The organism is Kaistella sp. 97-N-M2 (assembly GCF_021513235.1).
Taxonomy (GTDB): domain Bacteria; phylum Bacteroidota; class Bacteroidia; order Flavobacteriales; family Weeksellaceae; genus Kaistella.
Genome location: NZ_CP090976.1, coordinates 1,804,655 through 1,820,828, shown reverse-complemented (window position 1 = coordinate 1,820,828; position 16,174 = coordinate 1,804,655). Strand labels below are relative to the sequence as shown.

Genomic DNA, 16,174 nt, shown 5'->3' with positions numbered 1-16,174 from the left:
GATAGTTAATATTTTGCGGAATTGTCATACTTAAGCGCCTCCTATTGCGTAAGCGATTGCAGCGGCATCCTTTTTTTGCCGGGCGGTAGCCAGGCAAAAAAAGATAAAGCGGAAAGCGCGGCCTGAAGGAGGGATTGGAGCGCGAGCGAAGCGAGCGCGTAAAGACCGACTGAAGGATACGCCCCAAAAAAATCACCCCAAAATGGAGTGATTTCAAATTATTTAGTCCCAAAACTTACCAGATTTTAATACGGTCTTCGGGTTTTTTGTAAAGCTTGTCGCCTTCCTTCACATCAAAAGCTTTATAGAAAGCATCGGTATTTACCAAAGGTCCGGTCGCTCTGTAAAGTCCCGGTGAATGCTCGTTGGTTTTAATCTGATTGAGGAGCGAAGCTTCTTTTTGCAAAGTTCGCCAAACGGTTGCCCAACTCATAAAAAAGCGCTGATCCTGCGTATAGCCGCTGATTAATCCGGGATTTCCGTGATCTTTCAGATACATTTGAAGCGCATCGTACGAAATATTAACGCCACCCAAATCGGCAATGTTCTCCCCGTTTGTAAAGGTTCCGTTCACGAAAGTTCCTTTTACCGGTTCATACTTATCGTACTGCGCGGCGAGCGCTTTTGTGGCTTTTTCGAAGTTCGCTTTATCTTCTGCGGTCCACCAGTCGACAAGATTGCCGTCGGCGTCGAACTGTGCGCCGGAATCGTCGAATCCGTGCGTCATTTCGTGACCGATTACGGCTCCGATTCCGCCAAAATTAATGGCTGCATCCGCATTCGGATTAAAGAATGGTGGCTGTAAAATTGCGGCCGGGAAAACGATCTCGTTGTTCAACGGATTGTAGTAGGCGTTTACGGTTTGTGGCGACATACCCCATTCGGTTTTGTCCACAGGTTTCCCAATTTTGTCCAGATCTTTCTGGTATTGCCACGCCGTTACATTCTGAAGATTTTTGTATAAAGTTCCGCCGTTAGCCTCCGAGTTGATGGTGAGTTTGGAGTAATCTTTCCATTTGTCCGGATAAGCAACTTTCACCGTAAATTTGTTGAGTTTGTTCAACGCTTTTTCCTTGGTTACAGGCGACATCCATGCTAAATTGGTGATGTGCGAAGCAAAACTTTTTTTCAGATAGTCGATGAGTTCCACCATCTGCGTTTTTGCGGAAGCGGGGAAATATTTCTCTACATACAACTTACCGAAAGCTTCGCCTAAAACACCGTTAATGACTTCAAAGCCGCGTTTGTTTTGCGCTCTCTGCTCTTGTTGTCCTCTCAGATATTTGCCGTAAAAATCGAATTTTTTCTGGTCCAGATCTTTCGTAAGGTAACTTGCACTGCCCGAGATCAAATGAAATTTCATGTAATCTTTGATCAGCGGAAGGTTTTTCGCGGTAAGGAACTTGTCCAGATTCTTGTAGTATTTCAGTTCGCCTACAATCACCTGATCCGTATTCACGCCTACTGAAGTTAAATATTTCGGAAGATCCACGTTTTTTACCATGGCAGCAAGCTGCATCATCGTTTCCGGATTGTACTGCAAAGTTGCGTCGCGAATCTGCTCATTCGTGAGATAAGTCTGTGCGATACTTTTTTCGAAGTTGACGATATTCTGCGCCGTTGCAGAAGAATTTTTGTAACCTAAAACATCCAGCATCGATGCTACATATTTTGTGTATTCCGCTAAAGCTTCCGTGTTTTTCGGGTTTACTTTCTGATAGTAATCGCGGCCCATTCCAAGAGATGCGCTGCCTAAATAAACGGCGTTCATCTTCGAATTTTTCAAATCTGCATCAATTCCCCAGGAATAGAAAGGATTTTCGCCGTTTTTCGTGGCTTCGTTCAGGTAGTTTTGAAGGTCGGACATATTTTTAATCGCGTCGATTTTCGATAAATCCTGCTGAATCGGCGCAAGGCCATCGGCATTTCGCTTATCCATGTCCATGTAAGTCTGGTACAGATCCTGAATCTTTTTTCCTTCGCTACCGTCCGCAAACTTGTCATTCAACAGGGTGTTAAGGATGGTCATGGAATTGTTGTCGGTATCCTCAGCGAGTTTGTTGAAACTTCCCCACGTAGATTTGTCGGCCGGGATTTGGGCGGTTTTCATCCAGCTTCCGTTTACAAAATCGTAAAAATCATCCTGCGGACGAATCGATTTGTCGAAGGTGGTGAAGTCCAGACCTTTTTCAGGTGCTTCTTTCGGCGATTCCAGCGGCGCAGGCGCGGCCGGCGTTTCGGGTGTCATCGGTGGTCTTGTTGCACAGGAATTCAGTGCAATAATTCCTGCAAAAGCAAGAACACTTATGTTAAATTCTTTCATTGGAGTAGATTATTATAATTATTTAGTCTGATTTTTTTTAAAACGTTACACTCCAACTCATACAATGCTATTTAAAGTTGATTTTGCCGCCGATAACGTTTTTCACCTGGCGGTCGTCCGGATCACCATAAACATCGATAACGCCGCCGGCTCTTGTGGTGGCACTCACAGAATCTGAAACGTTGACTTCCGCAATTCCGCCCGCATTTACAGCAACCGTTGCGGTTTGAGAATCGATATTTTTCCCTAAAAATTTTCCGCCTGTATTCACCAAAACATCCTGATGATTTGCCGTGCCGGAAAGCTCCAGCTGGCCGCCCGAATTGGTTTTCGCGTTCAGGGTTTCGGCCTCGAGGCTTACATTTATTTTGGAACCTTCGTTGGCCACAAGCGTGAGCATTTTGGATTCCAAAACATCGCGCGAGGAAATGGAGGAACCCTGACTTGCCTGAACATCATTTAAATTTTCGTAAAAAACTTTTACGGAAACGTTATCGCCCTGCATTACTTTCGTCGGAGCCATGCGGATTTTGAGCTCACCGTTTTTGTTCACGGTTTCCAGATCGGCATTTCCATCCGTTTCGACTTTGCTTTTTTCGGAATGAACTAAGACGACATTGATTTTGTCGTACACTTTCAGAGAGGAAAAATCACCCACATTTCTCGTGTTTTGCGAGAACGCGAACTGTGCCGCAACAATTAAAAAACTTCCAAGTATTTTTTTCATAATTAATTTTATTTTTAAAGAAACGTTTTTGGCAGCCGAATATTTTAAAATATAAAAAGAATTAGAATTTTTCCTGTAAAATCACTTCCACCAAATCCTGCAAAACCCGCTGAGAAACGAAATTTGCGAAATCATTTCGCTCCAGATGCGGCAGAAAAAGCCGTGTTGTTCTTTCGAAATTTTTCACGCGAACTGAATAAAATACGGTTCCGACTTCGCTGTTGAATTCGTCGGAATTAGGGCCGGAAACGCCGGTCGTGGAAAGGGCGATGTCGGTTTTGAACAAATTTTGGCAACCCAAAGTCATTTCCTCTGCGACTTCGGCTGAGACAACGCTATTTTCCGAAATGGTGGTTGCGGAAACACCTAAAATTTCGATTTTCTTCTGGTAATCATATGGAATAATTCCACCCACGAAATAGGCAGAACTGCCGGAAACAGATGTAATTAAACGCGCCAACTCGCCACCGGTGCAGCTTTCGGCGAGGGAAAGACTGAGTTTTTTCTGCGTTAAAAGTTCTTTCAGGATTTCCTGAATTTCGTTGCCGTTCCAGGAGATGACCCTGTCGCCGATCAAAGGCTTTACTTTTTCAGCTTCGTCGTCGAGTTGTTTTTCTAAAGCGGCTAAATCACTTCCAACCGCGGTTAAGCGAAGTTTTACGCGGTTTCCGATGGGAAGATAGGATAATGAAATATTTTCCGGAAGTGCCAATTCCCACTCCTCGATCGTTAATGCGAGCAGACTTTCGGGGAAATTGACGACGGAAATCATTCGCGAAACGATATGATCTAAAGCAAATTTGTCTTTCAGAAAAGGAATAATTTTGTCCTTAATCAAAGGTTTTACTTCGTACGGAACGCCGGGAAGACAAATGGTAATCTTGCCGTTTTCTTCGATCATCTGGCAGGGCGCGGAACCGTGTTCATTCTGAAAAATATGCGCTTTGGACAAAACCACCGCCTGGTTTCTGTTGATTTCTAACAGATGCTCTCTATTTCGTTTAATGAAAAGTTTCCGCAAATGATCGAAGGTATCATCATCCAGCTGGAGTTCATCGTTGAAAAACCGGGCGAAAGCGATTTTTGTTTTATCGTCTTTCGTCGGACCGAGACCGCCAGTTGTGATGACGAGATCGGCGATTTCGTGGGCGGATTTTAAGGCATTAATGATGGTTTCGATGGTGTCGGAAATCGTAAAGATCTGAACGACAGGAATGCCGATGTTTTTGAGGTGGTTAGCGATAAAATTGGAATTTGTGTCGACGGTGTTGCCGGACAAAATTTCGTCGCCGATGGAAATAAGAGCTGCTTTCATTTAAAAATTTGAGATGATAAAATTAGGGAATTAGGAAAGGGCAGCGCGTTTTTTTTGCTCGAATTTGGATTCGAATGACAGCAATAGATTATGTAAATGCCGCCCTTTGTCTTTATTTAAGGCGAAAACGGCGTTGGCGCCGTTGGATGGTTCAATTCTTGTTGAATGGTAGGGGAAATTATTTCGGAAGAAAAACGCTCCTTCATTTTAGCCCCGATTGAGCGGTATGTTTGAGCTCTCCCGGTTTGGCTCCCGAAAATTCGGGAGCCAAACCGGGAAGCGAGTAGTGAAAGCGGGCACGATTTTCGAAAGAAACTGAAACTTTATTGCTTCAAAAAAATTAAAAAAAATAAATTATGATTACTTTAATCCCCGACGTGCCCGAAAATGTGGCCGCGTTTAAAGCCAGCGGAGAAATTACGAAAGAAGATTTTGAAAATCTTGTGATTCCGCACGTGAAAGCAAAAGTGAACACCTTCGACGAACTGAATTACCTTTTTTACATCGACACCGATCTGGACCAGTTTACGGTGGGTGCGTGGATGAAGGATATTTTGGTGGGCCTGAAAAATCTTACGAAATGGAACCGCGCCGCAATTGTGACGGACAAAAAATTTGTGCAGAACTTCACCGATGTCTTCAGTGTTTTGATGCCTGGCGAATTTAAACCTTTTCCGCAGGACGATGTGGAAAACGCCCTGTACTGGTGCGCTAATGGAAATGAAATTGGAGATCATTAAAAAAATAAAAATATGTCAACAGAAAATTTAAATCAGGCGGAAGCCATTGAAAAACTAAAGGAACTTTCGGAAAGTGCGAAAATCTGTATGTTCTGTACGAATCTCGAAATGCTTCCCATTACTGCACGGCCAATGGGTTTGCGCGAAACGGATAAGGACGGAAACCTTTGGTTTTTGAGCAGCGACGCGAGCAACAAAAATTTTGAAATTAAGGAAGATAACCGCGTACAACTATTTTTCATGAACGACAGCAACTCGGAGTATCTGTCTGTTTTCGGGAAAGCCTTTATCTACAAAGACAAAAGCATGATTGAAGAAAAGTGGACGCCCATCGCCAATGCGTGGTTTGAGGACGGGAAAGAGGATCCGAAGGTTTCAGTAATCCGCGTGGCACCGGAAGAATCCTATTACTGGGATACAAAAGCCGGAAAATTGGTATCGTTCCTCAGTTTTGCCGCTGCTGCAATTTCGGGCAGAAAGACGGACAATGACGATGGCGTGGAAGGTAAACTTCATGTATAATTAAAAATCAAATACTATCATATTATGAAACCAGACTTAGGAATAACACAAAAAAACTTAACCGCAGTTAACGAAATTTTAAATAAAGTTTTGGCGAACGGCAACATTTTATACATCAAACTGAGAAAATTCCACTGGAATTTATCGGGCGATAACTTCATGGAGCTTCATCTTTTATTTGAAGATCAATATACAGCGGTTGCAGAAGCCGTGGACGAAGTTGCTGAAAGAATCAGTACTTTAGGGGGAACCGCCATTGGAACAACCAGCGAATTCGCGGAGCAGTCTGAATTGAAAGAATCGCCGGGGGAAGTTCCGAATACGCAGGGAATGCTGAAAGAATTAGTGAGCGATCACGAAACCATCGTAAAATCTCTTCGCGAAAATTTAGACAAATGTGAAGAGGATTATAACGATGCAGGAACGGCAGATTTCCTTACCGCATTGATGCAGCAGCACGAAAAAATGGCGTGGAAACTGCGAAAATATTTTAAAGAATCTTAATGATGTCAATGCGCACGGGAAAAGTTAAACCTTCCTTACCGCAGATTTCATTGAAACAAAATCCCTCTTTTACGGAGGGATTTTTTGGTGTTTTTATTTAAATATTTCATCAAAGAAAGCTTTCATATCCTTCCAGGATTTTTCGTCGGCTTCTTTGTACCAGTGCCCTTTTTTAATCGTACCAGAATAAAGCCCGAAAAATGTTATTTATTTTTTAAGGTTCATCTGTTAAAACCTCATCTTTGCACTTAAATATTTTTTATGAATTTAATTTACGAGCCGTGGCCGTGGTACGTAGCGGGACCTTTAATTGCTCTAACGATGTTTACTCTGCTTTTTTTCGGGAAGCGGTTTGGCATGTCTTCGAACCTCCGAACGGTTTGCGCGATCGGCGGCGCGGGCAAAGTTTCCGATTTTTTTAAATTTGACTGGAAGAAAGAACGCTGGAATCTTACTGTGGTTATAGGCGCTATGATCGGTGGATTTTTCGCGTCTCATTTTATGTCTAACAATAAAGTGGAAATCAATCCGGAAATCGCACAGGAACTATCGCGGAATTATGGCATTACCAGCGCGAACAAAGCCTATTTACCGCCGGAATTGTTTGGCACCGAAAATCTAAGCGACCCATTTGTTCTGGCGGTTTTAATAATCGGTGGATTTCTGGTGGGTTTCGGTACGCGTTACGCAGGCGGCTGAACATCGGGCCACGCTATTTCGGGCCTGAGTAATCTCCAAATACCCTCGCTGCTTGCCGTTATCGGTTTCTTTGCAGGCGGTCTGGTGATGATTCATTTTATTTATCCCTTAATTTTTTAAAAAATGAAATACTTTAAATATTTAGTTGTCGGCATTTTTTTCGGCATTATCATGTATAAATCGGAGGCGGCTTCGTGGTTCAGAATTTACGAAATGTTTAAATTCGGGTCCTTCCACATGTACGGCATCATTGGTTCTGCAGTATTATTGGGCGTTATCGGTGTTCAAATTATCAAACGAAAAAATATCAAAACATATAAAGGCGGGGAAATGGCTTTAGAGCCGAAAGATAAAAGTGTGGTGCGCTATCTTTTGGGCGGATTTCTTTTCGGCTTGGGTTGGGCTTTGGCAGGCGCTTGTCCCGGACCGATGTACGTTTTGGTTGGCGCGGGATTTCCGTCGATGCTCATTGTAATCGCTGCCGCAGTACTCGGGACTTTTGTTTATGGTGTAATTAAAGATAAACTGCCGCATTAACCGAAATTTTAGAAAAACTATAGATTTCTTTTGACGTTTTTAAAACAGAAATTTTTCGGGTTTTAATTCATAGTTCTACCCGTTTTTCTCATTGTAAATAAAAAAAACCAAAGCAAAATAAATTGCTTTGGTTCCATGAAATGCCTTGTCTGAAGACGGTTTCCTGCTAAGGAAAATCATTCCCAGATCAACTTCAAAACTGTTCTTAGTTTTTAATAAGTTTCGTGGTTTGAAGTCCTTTGTCTGTTTTTACTTTTAAGATATAAAAGCCTTTCGTCAGCGCAGAAAGATTAATCTGATTATTCGCAACTTTCTTCGAAGAGAAAACCATCTGTCCGGCCGCACTGTAAACTTCGGCAGATTCTATTTTATCGGCCGTCTTAATCGTAACGATATCTACAACCGGATTCGGGTAGATACTCATTTTTGCAGAAAGTGCAGTATCATTCGTGGCTAAGTCTTCTGCCGGCAGTTTGATCAAAAATCCTTTTGCATCGCCTTCGGCAAAATTAGCACCGATTCCGCCCAGGTACTTTCCGTCCGGCGAAATTCCGGTGGGCACTGCGAAAACAATTCCCAGATCATCGAAGCCTAAACCTGCAACGTAGTCGTTAAGATTTACTTTGCCGCCTTCTTTCGTCCAGATGAAACCTTCGGCCAACAAAATACTCTGCGTAGGATCGAAAGACAAGCCCAGCGCTGTTTTACCGTCATCGGACAAAACCGACATGCTTGTAATGTAGTCCGGATTATCGCTGCTTACGAAAACTGTTCCGTCTGTTTCATTCCAGATATATCCTTCGCCGGTTGTATTTTTAATGCCGACCACCGTTTTTCCGTCTGCACTTACGCCGGTTGCGGCGCCGAGAATATTTCCGTCATTATCTTTCAAAAGTTCCTGTACACCGTTTCTCCAGATTGCACCCTGACGAACGCCGTTGATTGCATCCTGCCAGCCTACGATAACGGAGCCGTCTGCACTTACTGCATCAGCGCGCGAACTTCTGATAGGAACGGTGGTCCCCAGGCCTACGATGGGTTCACCGTCTTTCCAGTAAACGCCTTCTGCACGTGCGGAAGTTGTCCAGGCCAGACCGACAATGTTTTTTCCGTCGGAGGACATGCCCCACGCGGAGGAGGTCCCGCCACTGGAGGAAGCTCCCAAATGCCCCAAAAATGATAATTCCTGTGTGCCCACATTATAAAGTACGGCTTCTTCCTGATCAGCGTTCGAGGGATTGGGTACAGACATGGAGATGACCGAGCCGTCGGCAGAAATATTCGCATTTCCCGAAACACCGGTTTCGCCACCCTCTCCTATTATTGTTCCGCTGTTCGCTTCGGACCACATAAAAAATGCACTGCCGTAAACATTACCAACTGCGACACCGGTATTCGAAATATCGCTCACCTGCACATAACTTCCAAGATCGCTCACCTGAGCCTTTGATAATGCAAGCGCACAAACTCCCAGCGCCAGAGTGTAAATTTTTTTCATGATATTTTTATTTTTAATTAATTAGTGACAAACAGAGTTTTTCCGGGTTCCAAAAAGAAGAACATGGCTTGTGAAATGCATGAAAATAGAAAATTTACAAAACTGCACTACTGAAAATCAGTTGCTTATATTTTTAAAGAACTGGTCTTACGTTTTCCGTTCTATGGTAAGTCGTGTATTTTTAGGATTTTTACAGCCGGAAGATTGGGAATTTCAGGCTCAAAAATCTTTTTGATAAGGATATAAAAAAAGAGTCTGCACGCAGACTCTTTTAATAATATTTTTTTCTAAAACAGGCTTTTTAAAAGCAAGCCGAAACCGCTTTATTAATGGTTTAGTGAATATGTTTTTCCGCGTGATATGAACTTCGCACCAAAGGCGAACTTTCGACGTGGCGGAAACCCAAATCTTTCGCGAAAAGCCGGTACTCTTCGAATTCCTCCAGATCCACAAAACGTTTTACGGGCAAATGTTTTTTTGTCGGTTGTAAATACTGGCCTAACGTAATGATATCCACGTTCGCATTTCGAATGTCTTCGATGGTTTGCATCACTTCATCTTTCGTTTCGCCGAGTCCCAGCATCAAGCCTGTTTTGGTGCGGTTTTGTCCGGCTTCTTTCATATATCGGAGTACTTCTAAACTTCTTTCATATTTGGCCTGGATCCTTACTTCTCGCGTCAAACGTTTTACGGTTTCCATGTTATGAGAAATAACTTCCGGCGCAACACCGATCAGGCGGTCGATATGTTTTGTAATTCCCTGAAAATCCGGAATCAAAGTCTCCATTGTGGTTCCGGGCGAAATGCGACGCACGGCATTCACGGTTTCGGTCCACAAAATGGAACCCATATCTTTCAAATCATCGCGGTCAACAGACGTCAGCACCGCATGTTTTATTTTCATCAGTTTAATGGAACGCGCCACTTTTTCCGGCTCTTCCCAGTTGACATCCAAAGGTTTTCCGGTCTTCACGCCGCAGAAGCCGCAACTTCTGGTGCAGATGTTTCCTAGAATCATAAAAGTCGCCGTGCCTTCGCCCCAACATTCGCCCATATTCGGACAGCTTCCGCTTTGGCAAATGGTATTGAGTTTATATTTATCGACCAAAGTCCGGAGTTCGCGGTAATTTTTTCCTGTCGGAAGTTTTACGCGGATCCATTTTGGTTTTTGAATGGGAGTTGCGGTAAGGGTTTCGTTCATTTTTAAGAATAAGTTACAAATTTAGGGATTTCAGAATTGTTTTCATCAATCCTCGAACTCGTTTGTTTTCAATAATTCCGAAAGGACTTTTTTGGCGCGCATAATGCGGACTTTCGTGTTGGCAATCGTAATGTTAAGCTCTTCTGCAATTTCTTTGATGCTTTTCTCTTCAAAAAACCGCAGGCGCAGGATGTCCTGATATTTGGAATCCAGACTTTCGATGATGGTAACAATTTGCTTTTGGTCTTCCGCAGAAATTAAAAGTTCTTCGGGCGAGAGCGCAAAATGATTTTTAAAATCATCGAAATTATCGGTCGAATCTTCGTTTTCGCGGCTTTTCTTTCGCCAGTAGTCGATGACAGAATTTTGGGCAATGGTGAGAATCCAGGTTTTAAACTGGAAATTGGGATCGTACAAATCGAGTTTCGCCAAAACTTTAGAAAAGACCGAAACCGTGATCTCATCGGCCACATTTTCGTTCTGCACTTTTTTCATTACAAAACTGAAAACATCCACCCAAAATAAATTAATAAGCTGGGTTTGCGATTTCTGATTTTTACTTTTAGCCAGCGAAATCAACGTAGAAAGATCTTTATTTTTCATGAGAGGTACAAAGATAATCAATTTGAAAGCCATTTTTCGCTACTCTGTGTAAAGTAGTTGAAGGAGGATTCGCAGTAAAATTAATTTAAAATCCTTACTATTGCATAAATAAAATGTACCAAAATGAATCCTAAGAAAAAATATAAAAAACAGATTTTAAAAACATTAAAAGAACTTGCTATTTCCGAAAATGTTTTGCTGGAAACGATGACCAATTTAATGTTATTGAAGGAATTGAAGGAGAATAATATATCGTTCAAAAAAGGCGATACTTTTTCGTTTGAAGATAATATTTTCGATTACAGCGAAGATAAAAACATCCGCAGAATCTCTAAACTCCGCAACAAAATGCTGAAAACGATGTTGAAACTTGTGGACAAGAATAGTTTAAAGGATAAAGAAATTGAATTTTTAGCTTAATAATCGGCTGATTTCATTTTCCGTTTATACATTAATAATGTTTTCAAAATACTGTTTCATCATTCTAATTCCTAAAAAATGAAATTCGGACAAGTTGAAGACCCATCGCAGGTAGATTTTACGCTGCCGAAAGATCACAAAAGCACCACTGCTCTTCTGAAAAAATCGAAGACAAAAAAACTCGAGATCTGCATTGGTTGTGCGAAATGGAACAAAACCGACCTGAAAGGTTTTTACCCAAAAGGCACGAAAGACGAACTCACTTATTACGCGACACAATTCAACTCTGTAGAGCTGAACGCCACCTTTTACCGTATGCCGAGTGGCGAACAGGTGAAAGAATGGAAGGATAAAACACCGGCTAACTTTAAATTTTTCCCGAAAATCAGCAATACGATTTCGCACTTTCGGCGTTTGCTGAACATCACCGATGTGGTGACGAATTTTGCGACGGCAGTTTTAAACTTCGACGAAAAACTGGGCATGGTTTTTTTGCAACTCCACGATAATTTTAAGCCGAAAGATTTCGACAGACTCGAAAACTTCATCAAAGACTGGCCAAAAGAAGTTCCACTGGCGGTGGAACTCCGCAACAACGAATGGTTTGCCGACGAAGAAATTTTCGACAAAACCTGCGGTCTTTTCGAGAAACATAAAATCACGAACATTATTGTGGATACGGCCGGACGACGCGATATGCTTCACATGCGTCTTACAACGCCCGTTGCCTTCATCCGTTATGTGGGTGCCAATGCAGAAAGCGATTATGAGCGTTTGGATGATTGGTTGGAAAGACTTAAAATCTGGAAAAAGGAAGGTTTGGAAAAACTTTATTTTTTCGTTCATCAAAATATTGAGAAAGCTTCTCCACTGCTTTCCGCTTACTTTATCGAAAACCTCAACAGAGAATTTGACACCGAAATTCACGTGCCTCAAATGGCAGAGGTAAAAACTAAATTTTAAAATATTTACGGCTTCAATCATTCAAATTCAGAAAATAAAAGATAAAAATGTCTTTTATTACGGTTTTGTTTTATAAATTAGCAAAAGATATGTTTTCAAAATCATGTGAATATGGGATTCGGGCGGCAATTTACATTGCAAAACAATCCATGAAAAACCGGAAGGTAAGCCAAACCGAAATTGCGAAATCGATAGACTCTCCCGTAGCTTTCACCGCAAAGATTTTGCAAAAACTAAGCAAAATGAATGTGATCCGCTCTTCAAAAGGACCCACGGGCGGTTTTTTTCTGGAGATACCGGATCTCGATCGGGTAAAACTTTGGAACATTGTGGTCGCTATTGATGGTAACAGCTTGCTGGAGGACTGCAGTTTGGGACTTCAAAAATGCAATGCTTTAAGACCCTGTCCGTTGCACGCAAGTTTTGTAAAAATACGCGAGGACATTCGGATAACTTTGGAAGGCACTTCGCTGCGATTTTTGGCAGAAGAGGTTTCCGGCGGTTTAGCATTTTTAAAAAGGTAAATTTTTCTCTCACAATAAAGGACCTTCGTCCGCTAATTTATTATTTATGAATAATTCGTTATTTGGAGAATCCGGAATACAGCTGACACTTTTGTTAATCGTAATTCCAGTTCTCGTCGGCTTAGTGATTGCCGTGGTGAAAACCTTCTCTACCTACAAAAATCTTCGCGCCAGGCATCAACTTCGGGAATTTGAAAAAAAATAGAACACTTATCACCGCAGGAAATTGAGCAGTACGAAAAGCGCAAGAAAGAACTCGAATATCAGCTGCCGAAGAATGAACTGGCGGGAACAATCCCGGCTTCCGACGAAAAAGGCATCATCAACAATATTAATACGATTGAAGACATCCGCGTAATTCCGCACAAGAGAAGTCCGCTTGCACAAAATTACGTTTCACCCGAACTTTCAAAACTGATCCTTTATTTTCTGGGTTTTGCTGTGCTGTGGCTTCTGGTTGGGACTTCCGTGGGAGAATATTTAGGAATTAAATTTGTGGCGCCGGATGTTGATCATCAAAGTTGGCTGAGTTTCGGGCGGCTTCGTCCCGTTCACACGAATCTCGTATTTTGGGGCTGGTCCTCCTTCGCGATGGTGGGTTTAGCCTACTACGTGATACCGCGCGTGAGCAATGTAGAAATTTATAACCTGAAACTGGGTTATTATACTTTAATTTTAATGAATGCTTCGGTGATTTTGGGTTCTCTTTCTTTAATGGCGGGCATCAACAACGGCGGCGGCGAATACCGGGAATACATTTGGCCCATTATGGCGCTTTTTGCTGTGGCAATTATCCTTACCCTTTATAATTATTTGATGACGATCGCGCGGCGAAAAACCACAGAGATTTACGTTTCCAACTGGTATATCGTGGCCGCAACAATGTACATCATTGTGATTTTAGTCGTGGCTTATTTGCCCTTCTGGCAAAATGGTTTGGGCGAAACGATTATTCAGGGCTATTATATGCATCAGGGCGTCGGAATGTGGTTTATGTTTCTTTCTTTAGGGTTGATGTATTATTTTCTGCCCCAACAGCTGAACCGGCCTATTTATTCTTACAGTTTAGGAATTCTGGCGTTTTGGACGCAGATTCTTTTTTATACCTTAATTGGAAGTCATCATTTCATCTTCAGCGCCATTCCGTGGTGGATGCAGACGGTCGCCATCGTGGCGAGTGTCGGAATGGTAATCCCGGTAGTTGCGGGAACAACCAATTTTCTTTTAACCTTTAAAGGAAACTGGTACCAATTGAAAACCAGTTACACCTTACCTTTTTATCTGATTTCGATTATTTTTTATTTTACAGGATCGATGCAGGGAACCGTGGAAGCTTTTCGGTTTACAAATCTCGTTTGGCATTTTACCGATTTTACGGTAGCACATTCGCACATGACGATGTACGGCATCATCACGTTTATGCTGTGGGCATTTATGTATACTCTGGTTCCGCGCCTCACCGGAAAAGAACCGCCAAAAGCCTGGGTTGGGATCCATTTCTGGCTGGCTTTAATTGGCCTGATATTTTACACCTGGTCTTTAATGATTGGATCTACGGAAAAAGGTTTGCTGTGGATGGCGAAAAAACCCTTCATCGACAGCGTGGTAGCGATGGCACCTTTCTGGCTATGGCGCGCGATAGGCGGAACCATGATGTGGATCTCCCATTTTGTTTTTGCGTATAATTTTTACAAAATGGTGAACGGAGAAAAAGAAATTAAAATCCCAACATCGCCGGCGGAAATTCTGGCTGCGAAGCGAAAACTTCAGAACACTGAATTTAATCCAACAAAATAAAATCCGTAAGATGAATTTTTACAGCAATCATAAACTGCTATTTTGGACAGCATTGATATTTTTTCTCTTTCTGACTTTAAATATTGCCATCTTACCGGCGATTCAAAACCAGCAGGTCTACAAACCTCTGCCCAACGCAAAACCGTTGACGAAAGATGAGCTAGCCGGAAAAGCGCTGTACGTAGCCAACGGTTGCATCGCCTGCCATACGCAACAGGTGAGAAGTGTTGAAATGGACAAAGTTTTTGGCAGCAGACCGAACATCCCGGCAGACTACGCCATGAACCGCCGTACCGATGTCTGGAGAAATACCGCCAATTTGTTGGGTTCGGAGAGAACGGGGCCGGATTTAACCAACATCGGTGAAAGACAACCGAGTGTCGACTGGCAATTGCTGCACCTTTACCAACCTCGCGCCGTGGTAGAACAATCGGTGATGCCGGCTTTCCAATGGCTCTTCGAAGAAAAACAATATACGGATAAGGGCGATGTGGAAGTAAAAGTTCCCGAACAATTCTTAAAACATAAATTCAATAAAATTGTTGCTAAGAAAGAAGCGCTTCAGTTGGTTGCCTACATCCTGTCCTTAAAACAGACGAAACTGCCCGACGGCGTTGTAGCCCCGGAATTTCTTTACAAACAGAAAGAAAAAGCGCAGGCCGCGGTTGCCGCGGGAGGCTTGCCGGATGGCGCAGAAATTTACGCCGGTAACTGCGTTGCCTGTCATCAGGCCACCGGCGAAGGTTTGCCCGGCGCGTTTCCACCGTTGAAGGGAAGCCCCGTGGTTTTAGGTGATGATTTAAAATTATATGTAACCATTATTATGAAAGGTTACAGTGGCAGACCGGGATTTGGCGTGATGCCGCCGGTGGGAACAACCGCCAACTTTACACCCGAGATGGTTGCCGCGCTGATGAATCACGAAAGATCCAGTTGGGGGAATTCCGCGAAACCCGTAACAGCCGCGGAAGTGAAAAAAATTATGGACGAAATAAAATAAGTTCAACATTAAAAAAACGTTATGAAAAATTATAGAAATCTCATTTCCTTTTTATTAATACTTTCGGCGAATTTTGCTTTTGCGTGCGACGCCTGCAAACTTCAGCAGCCAAAAATAACGCAGAGTTTCACACACGGCACAGGGCCTGAAAGCAAATGGGACTGGGTGATTGTGGCAGTGATTGCAGTTATTACGGTGTACACTTTAATCTATTCGCTGAAATACCTCATCAAACCCGGCGAGGAAGATAAAAATCACATCAAACATTCTATTTTAGATTAAAATTTAAAAAGATGACCAAAGATAAAACCAACGTTCTGCTTTTCATCGACGACGATCCGAAACCCATCGCCGATCTGGAGACGCCCATCGTCTTCGATTTCGATACGACAAAACTTACGGATGGCGAACACGCGCTGAAGATTGTGAGCCAGTCGCCGACGGGACGGGAAGGAATTCGGCACATTAAATTTACGGTGAAAAACGGCCCTTCCATCAGCATCGAAGGCTTAAAGGAAAACGACATTGTGGATGGCTCTTTTCCGCTGATGATTAATGCTTATGATAAAGGAAACCAGAAGAGTTTCGTTATTGAGGGCAGCGAGACGCCGCAAACCATTCCGGTCTGGATGTGGGTAATTATTATTTTAATCGCGGGCTGGAGCGCTTACTACGGCATTACTTACTTCAACGGATTTCCGGAGTAATTTTCTATTTTATAATTGTTATCGGCTTCAAAATAATTTTGAAGCCGATTTTTTATAATAATAAACCACAGAAAAATTCTGTGGTTTAATTATT

General features: G+C 42.6%; 17 protein-coding genes and 2 pseudogenes. 13 read left to right on the top strand and 6 right to left on the bottom strand.

Annotation, left to right across the window (positions count from 1 at the left end; genetic code table 11):
• Nucleotides 1-235 precede the first annotated feature (235 nt).
• The 3 genes from L0B70_RS08600 to L0B70_RS08590 all read right to left on the bottom strand — a co-directional run bounded on the left by L0B70_RS08600 (nucleotide 236) and on the right by L0B70_RS08590 (nucleotide 4,365).
• Nucleotides 236-2,323, bottom strand: a complete 2,088-nt coding sequence (locus L0B70_RS08600) for a M13 family metallopeptidase (protein WP_235141406.1) — start codon at nucleotides 2,321-2,323, stop codon at nucleotides 236-238.
• 67 nt (nucleotides 2,324-2,390) lie between these two features.
• Entirely contained in the window at nucleotides 2,391-3,050 is a 660-nt protein-coding gene (locus L0B70_RS08595) for a head GIN domain-containing protein (RefSeq protein WP_235141405.1), read from the bottom strand.
• A gap of 61 nt (nucleotides 3,051-3,111) precedes the next feature.
• Entirely contained in the window at nucleotides 3,112-4,365 is a 1,254-nt protein-coding gene (locus L0B70_RS08590; RefSeq protein ID WP_235141404.1) for a CinA family nicotinamide mononucleotide deamidase-related protein, read from the bottom strand.
• A gap of 356 nt (nucleotides 4,366-4,721) precedes the next feature.
• On the opposite strand from L0B70_RS08590, the gene L0B70_RS08585 reads away from it, so the two are divergent.
• The 5 genes and pseudogenes from L0B70_RS08585 to L0B70_RS08565 all read left to right on the top strand — a co-directional run bounded on the left by L0B70_RS08585 (nucleotide 4,722) and on the right by L0B70_RS08565 (nucleotide 7,367).
• Nucleotides 4,722-5,105 carry an STAS/SEC14 domain-containing protein gene (locus tag L0B70_RS08585; RefSeq protein WP_235141403.1) on the top strand — a complete coding sequence of 128 codons (384 nt, stop codon included), beginning with the start codon at nucleotides 4,722-4,724 and terminating at the stop codon, nucleotides 5,103-5,105.
• Between the two features lie 12 nt (nucleotides 5,106-5,117).
• Nucleotides 5,118-5,627 carry a pyridoxamine 5'-phosphate oxidase family protein gene (locus tag L0B70_RS08580; protein ID WP_235141402.1) on the top strand — a complete coding sequence of 170 codons (510 nt, stop codon included), beginning with the start codon at nucleotides 5,118-5,120 and terminating at the stop codon, nucleotides 5,625-5,627.
• Between the two features lie 24 nt (nucleotides 5,628-5,651).
• Nucleotides 5,652-6,131 carry a Dps family protein gene (locus L0B70_RS08575; RefSeq protein ID WP_235141401.1) on the top strand — a complete coding sequence of 160 codons (480 nt, stop codon included), beginning with the start codon at nucleotides 5,652-5,654 and terminating at the stop codon, nucleotides 6,129-6,131.
• Nucleotides 6,132-6,392: 261 nt separating this feature from the next.
• Nucleotides 6,393-6,950 (top strand): annotated as a pseudogene (locus L0B70_RS08570) (YeeE/YedE family protein).
• A 3-nt stretch (nucleotides 6,951-6,953) separates the two neighbouring features.
• Nucleotides 6,954-7,367: a DUF6691 family protein gene (locus L0B70_RS08565; protein WP_235141400.1), complete on the top strand. Its 414-nt coding sequence runs from the start codon at nucleotides 6,954-6,956 to the stop codon at nucleotides 7,365-7,367.
• A gap of 205 nt (nucleotides 7,368-7,572) precedes the next feature.
• On the opposite strand, the gene L0B70_RS08560 is transcribed toward L0B70_RS08565, so the two are convergent.
• The gene (locus L0B70_RS08560; RefSeq protein WP_235141399.1) at nucleotides 7,573-8,865 is read right to left on the bottom strand and encodes a T9SS type A sorting domain-containing protein; all 1,293 of its coding nucleotides are present in this window, start codon (nucleotides 8,863-8,865) and stop codon (nucleotides 7,573-7,575) included.
• Nucleotides 8,866-8,944: 79 nt separating this feature from the next.
• Between L0B70_RS08560 and L0B70_RS08555 the strand changes: the two genes are divergently transcribed.
• A complete protein-coding gene (locus L0B70_RS08555) occupies nucleotides 8,945-9,100 on the top strand; it encodes a hypothetical protein (protein ID WP_235141398.1) in 156 nt (51 codons plus the stop codon).
• A gap of 99 nt (nucleotides 9,101-9,199) precedes the next feature.
• Here the strand turns inward: L0B70_RS08555 and lipA are convergent, their stop codons facing one another.
• Both lipA and L0B70_RS08545 read right to left on the bottom strand, forming a co-directional pair.
• Nucleotides 9,200-10,066, bottom strand: coding sequence for a lipoyl synthase (gene lipA, locus L0B70_RS08550; RefSeq protein ID WP_235141397.1), 867 nt, complete (start codon nucleotides 10,064-10,066; stop codon nucleotides 9,200-9,202).
• A gap of 45 nt (nucleotides 10,067-10,111) precedes the next feature.
• Complete coding sequence (locus L0B70_RS08545) at nucleotides 10,112-10,669, bottom strand: RNA polymerase sigma factor (RefSeq protein ID WP_235143577.1); 558 nt, start codon at nucleotides 10,667-10,669, stop codon at nucleotides 10,112-10,114.
• 123 nt (nucleotides 10,670-10,792) lie between these two features.
• Between L0B70_RS08545 and L0B70_RS08540 the strand changes: the two genes are divergently transcribed.
• From L0B70_RS08540 to L0B70_RS08510, 7 genes and pseudogenes are all read left to right on the top strand, one after another.
• The gene (locus tag L0B70_RS08540; RefSeq protein ID WP_235141396.1) at nucleotides 10,793-11,089 is read left to right on the top strand and encodes a hypothetical protein; all 297 of its coding nucleotides are present in this window, start codon (nucleotides 10,793-10,795) and stop codon (nucleotides 11,087-11,089) included.
• Between the two features lie 78 nt (nucleotides 11,090-11,167).
• Complete coding sequence (locus tag L0B70_RS08535) at nucleotides 11,168-12,052, top strand: DUF72 domain-containing protein (RefSeq protein ID WP_235141395.1); 885 nt, start codon at nucleotides 11,168-11,170, stop codon at nucleotides 12,050-12,052.
• A 47-nt stretch (nucleotides 12,053-12,099) separates the two neighbouring features.
• On the top strand, nucleotides 12,100-12,576 hold the full coding sequence (locus L0B70_RS08530; RefSeq protein ID WP_311195376.1) for an Rrf2 family transcriptional regulator: 477 nt from the start codon (nucleotides 12,100-12,102) through the stop codon (nucleotides 12,574-12,576).
• A gap of 46 nt (nucleotides 12,577-12,622) precedes the next feature.
• Nucleotides 12,623-14,373 (top strand): annotated as a pseudogene (locus tag L0B70_RS08525) (cbb3-type cytochrome c oxidase subunit I).
• 10 nt (nucleotides 14,374-14,383) lie between these two features.
• Nucleotides 14,384-15,373, top strand: a complete 990-nt coding sequence (locus L0B70_RS08520) for a cytochrome c (RefSeq protein WP_235141394.1) — start codon at nucleotides 14,384-14,386, stop codon at nucleotides 15,371-15,373.
• A gap of 21 nt (nucleotides 15,374-15,394) precedes the next feature.
• Nucleotides 15,395-15,655 (top strand): hypothetical protein, encoded by a 261-nt coding sequence (locus L0B70_RS08515; RefSeq protein ID WP_235141393.1) that lies wholly within the window; start codon nucleotides 15,395-15,397, stop codon nucleotides 15,653-15,655.
• Nucleotides 15,656-15,666: 11 nt separating this feature from the next.
• Complete coding sequence (locus L0B70_RS08510) at nucleotides 15,667-16,080, top strand: cytochrome C (protein ID WP_235141392.1); 414 nt, start codon at nucleotides 15,667-15,669, stop codon at nucleotides 16,078-16,080.
• Nucleotides 16,081-16,174 lie beyond the last annotated feature (94 nt).

Bases quoted from the DNA above. Each gene is read 5' to 3' on its own strand.
- L0B70_RS08600 (WP_235141406.1), bottom strand. From the start codon at position 2,323: ATGAAAGAATTTAACATAAGTGTTCTTGCTTTTGCAGGAATTATTGCA.
- L0B70_RS08595 (WP_235141405.1), bottom strand. From the start codon at position 3,050: ATGAAAAAAATACTTGGAAGTTTTTTAATTGTTGCGGCACAGTTCGCG.
- L0B70_RS08590 (WP_235141404.1), bottom strand. From the start codon at position 4,365: ATGAAAGCAGCTCTTATTTCCATCGGCGACGAAATTTTGTCCGGCAAC.
- L0B70_RS08585 (WP_235141403.1), top strand. From the start codon at position 4,722: ATGATTACTTTAATCCCCGACGTGCCCGAAAATGTGGCCGCGTTTAAA.
- L0B70_RS08580 (WP_235141402.1), top strand. From the start codon at position 5,118: ATGTCAACAGAAAATTTAAATCAGGCGGAAGCCATTGAAAAACTAAAG.
- L0B70_RS08575 (WP_235141401.1), top strand. From the start codon at position 5,652: ATGAAACCAGACTTAGGAATAACACAAAAAAACTTAACCGCAGTTAAC.
- L0B70_RS08565 (WP_235141400.1), top strand. From the start codon at position 6,954: ATGAAATACTTTAAATATTTAGTTGTCGGCATTTTTTTCGGCATTATC.
- L0B70_RS08560 (WP_235141399.1), bottom strand. From the start codon at position 8,865: ATGAAAAAAATTTACACTCTGGCGCTGGGAGTTTGTGCGCTTGCATTA.
- L0B70_RS08555 (WP_235141398.1), top strand. From the start codon at position 8,945: ATGAAAATAGAAAATTTACAAAACTGCACTACTGAAAATCAGTTGCTT.
- lipA (WP_235141397.1), bottom strand. From the start codon at position 10,066: ATGAACGAAACCCTTACCGCAACTCCCATTCAAAAACCAAAATGGATC.
- L0B70_RS08545 (WP_235143577.1), bottom strand. From the start codon at position 10,669: ATGAAAAATAAAGATCTTTCTACGTTGATTTCGCTGGCTAAAAGTAAA.
- L0B70_RS08540 (WP_235141396.1), top strand. From the start codon at position 10,793: ATGAATCCTAAGAAAAAATATAAAAAACAGATTTTAAAAACATTAAAA.
- L0B70_RS08535 (WP_235141395.1), top strand. From the start codon at position 11,168: ATGAAATTCGGACAAGTTGAAGACCCATCGCAGGTAGATTTTACGCTG.
- L0B70_RS08530 (WP_311195376.1), top strand. From the start codon at position 12,100: ATGTCTTTTATTACGGTTTTGTTTTATAAATTAGCAAAAGATATGTTT.
- L0B70_RS08520 (WP_235141394.1), top strand. From the start codon at position 14,384: ATGAATTTTTACAGCAATCATAAACTGCTATTTTGGACAGCATTGATA.
- L0B70_RS08515 (WP_235141393.1), top strand. From the start codon at position 15,395: ATGAAAAATTATAGAAATCTCATTTCCTTTTTATTAATACTTTCGGCG.
- L0B70_RS08510 (WP_235141392.1), top strand. From the start codon at position 15,667: ATGACCAAAGATAAAACCAACGTTCTGCTTTTCATCGACGACGATCCG.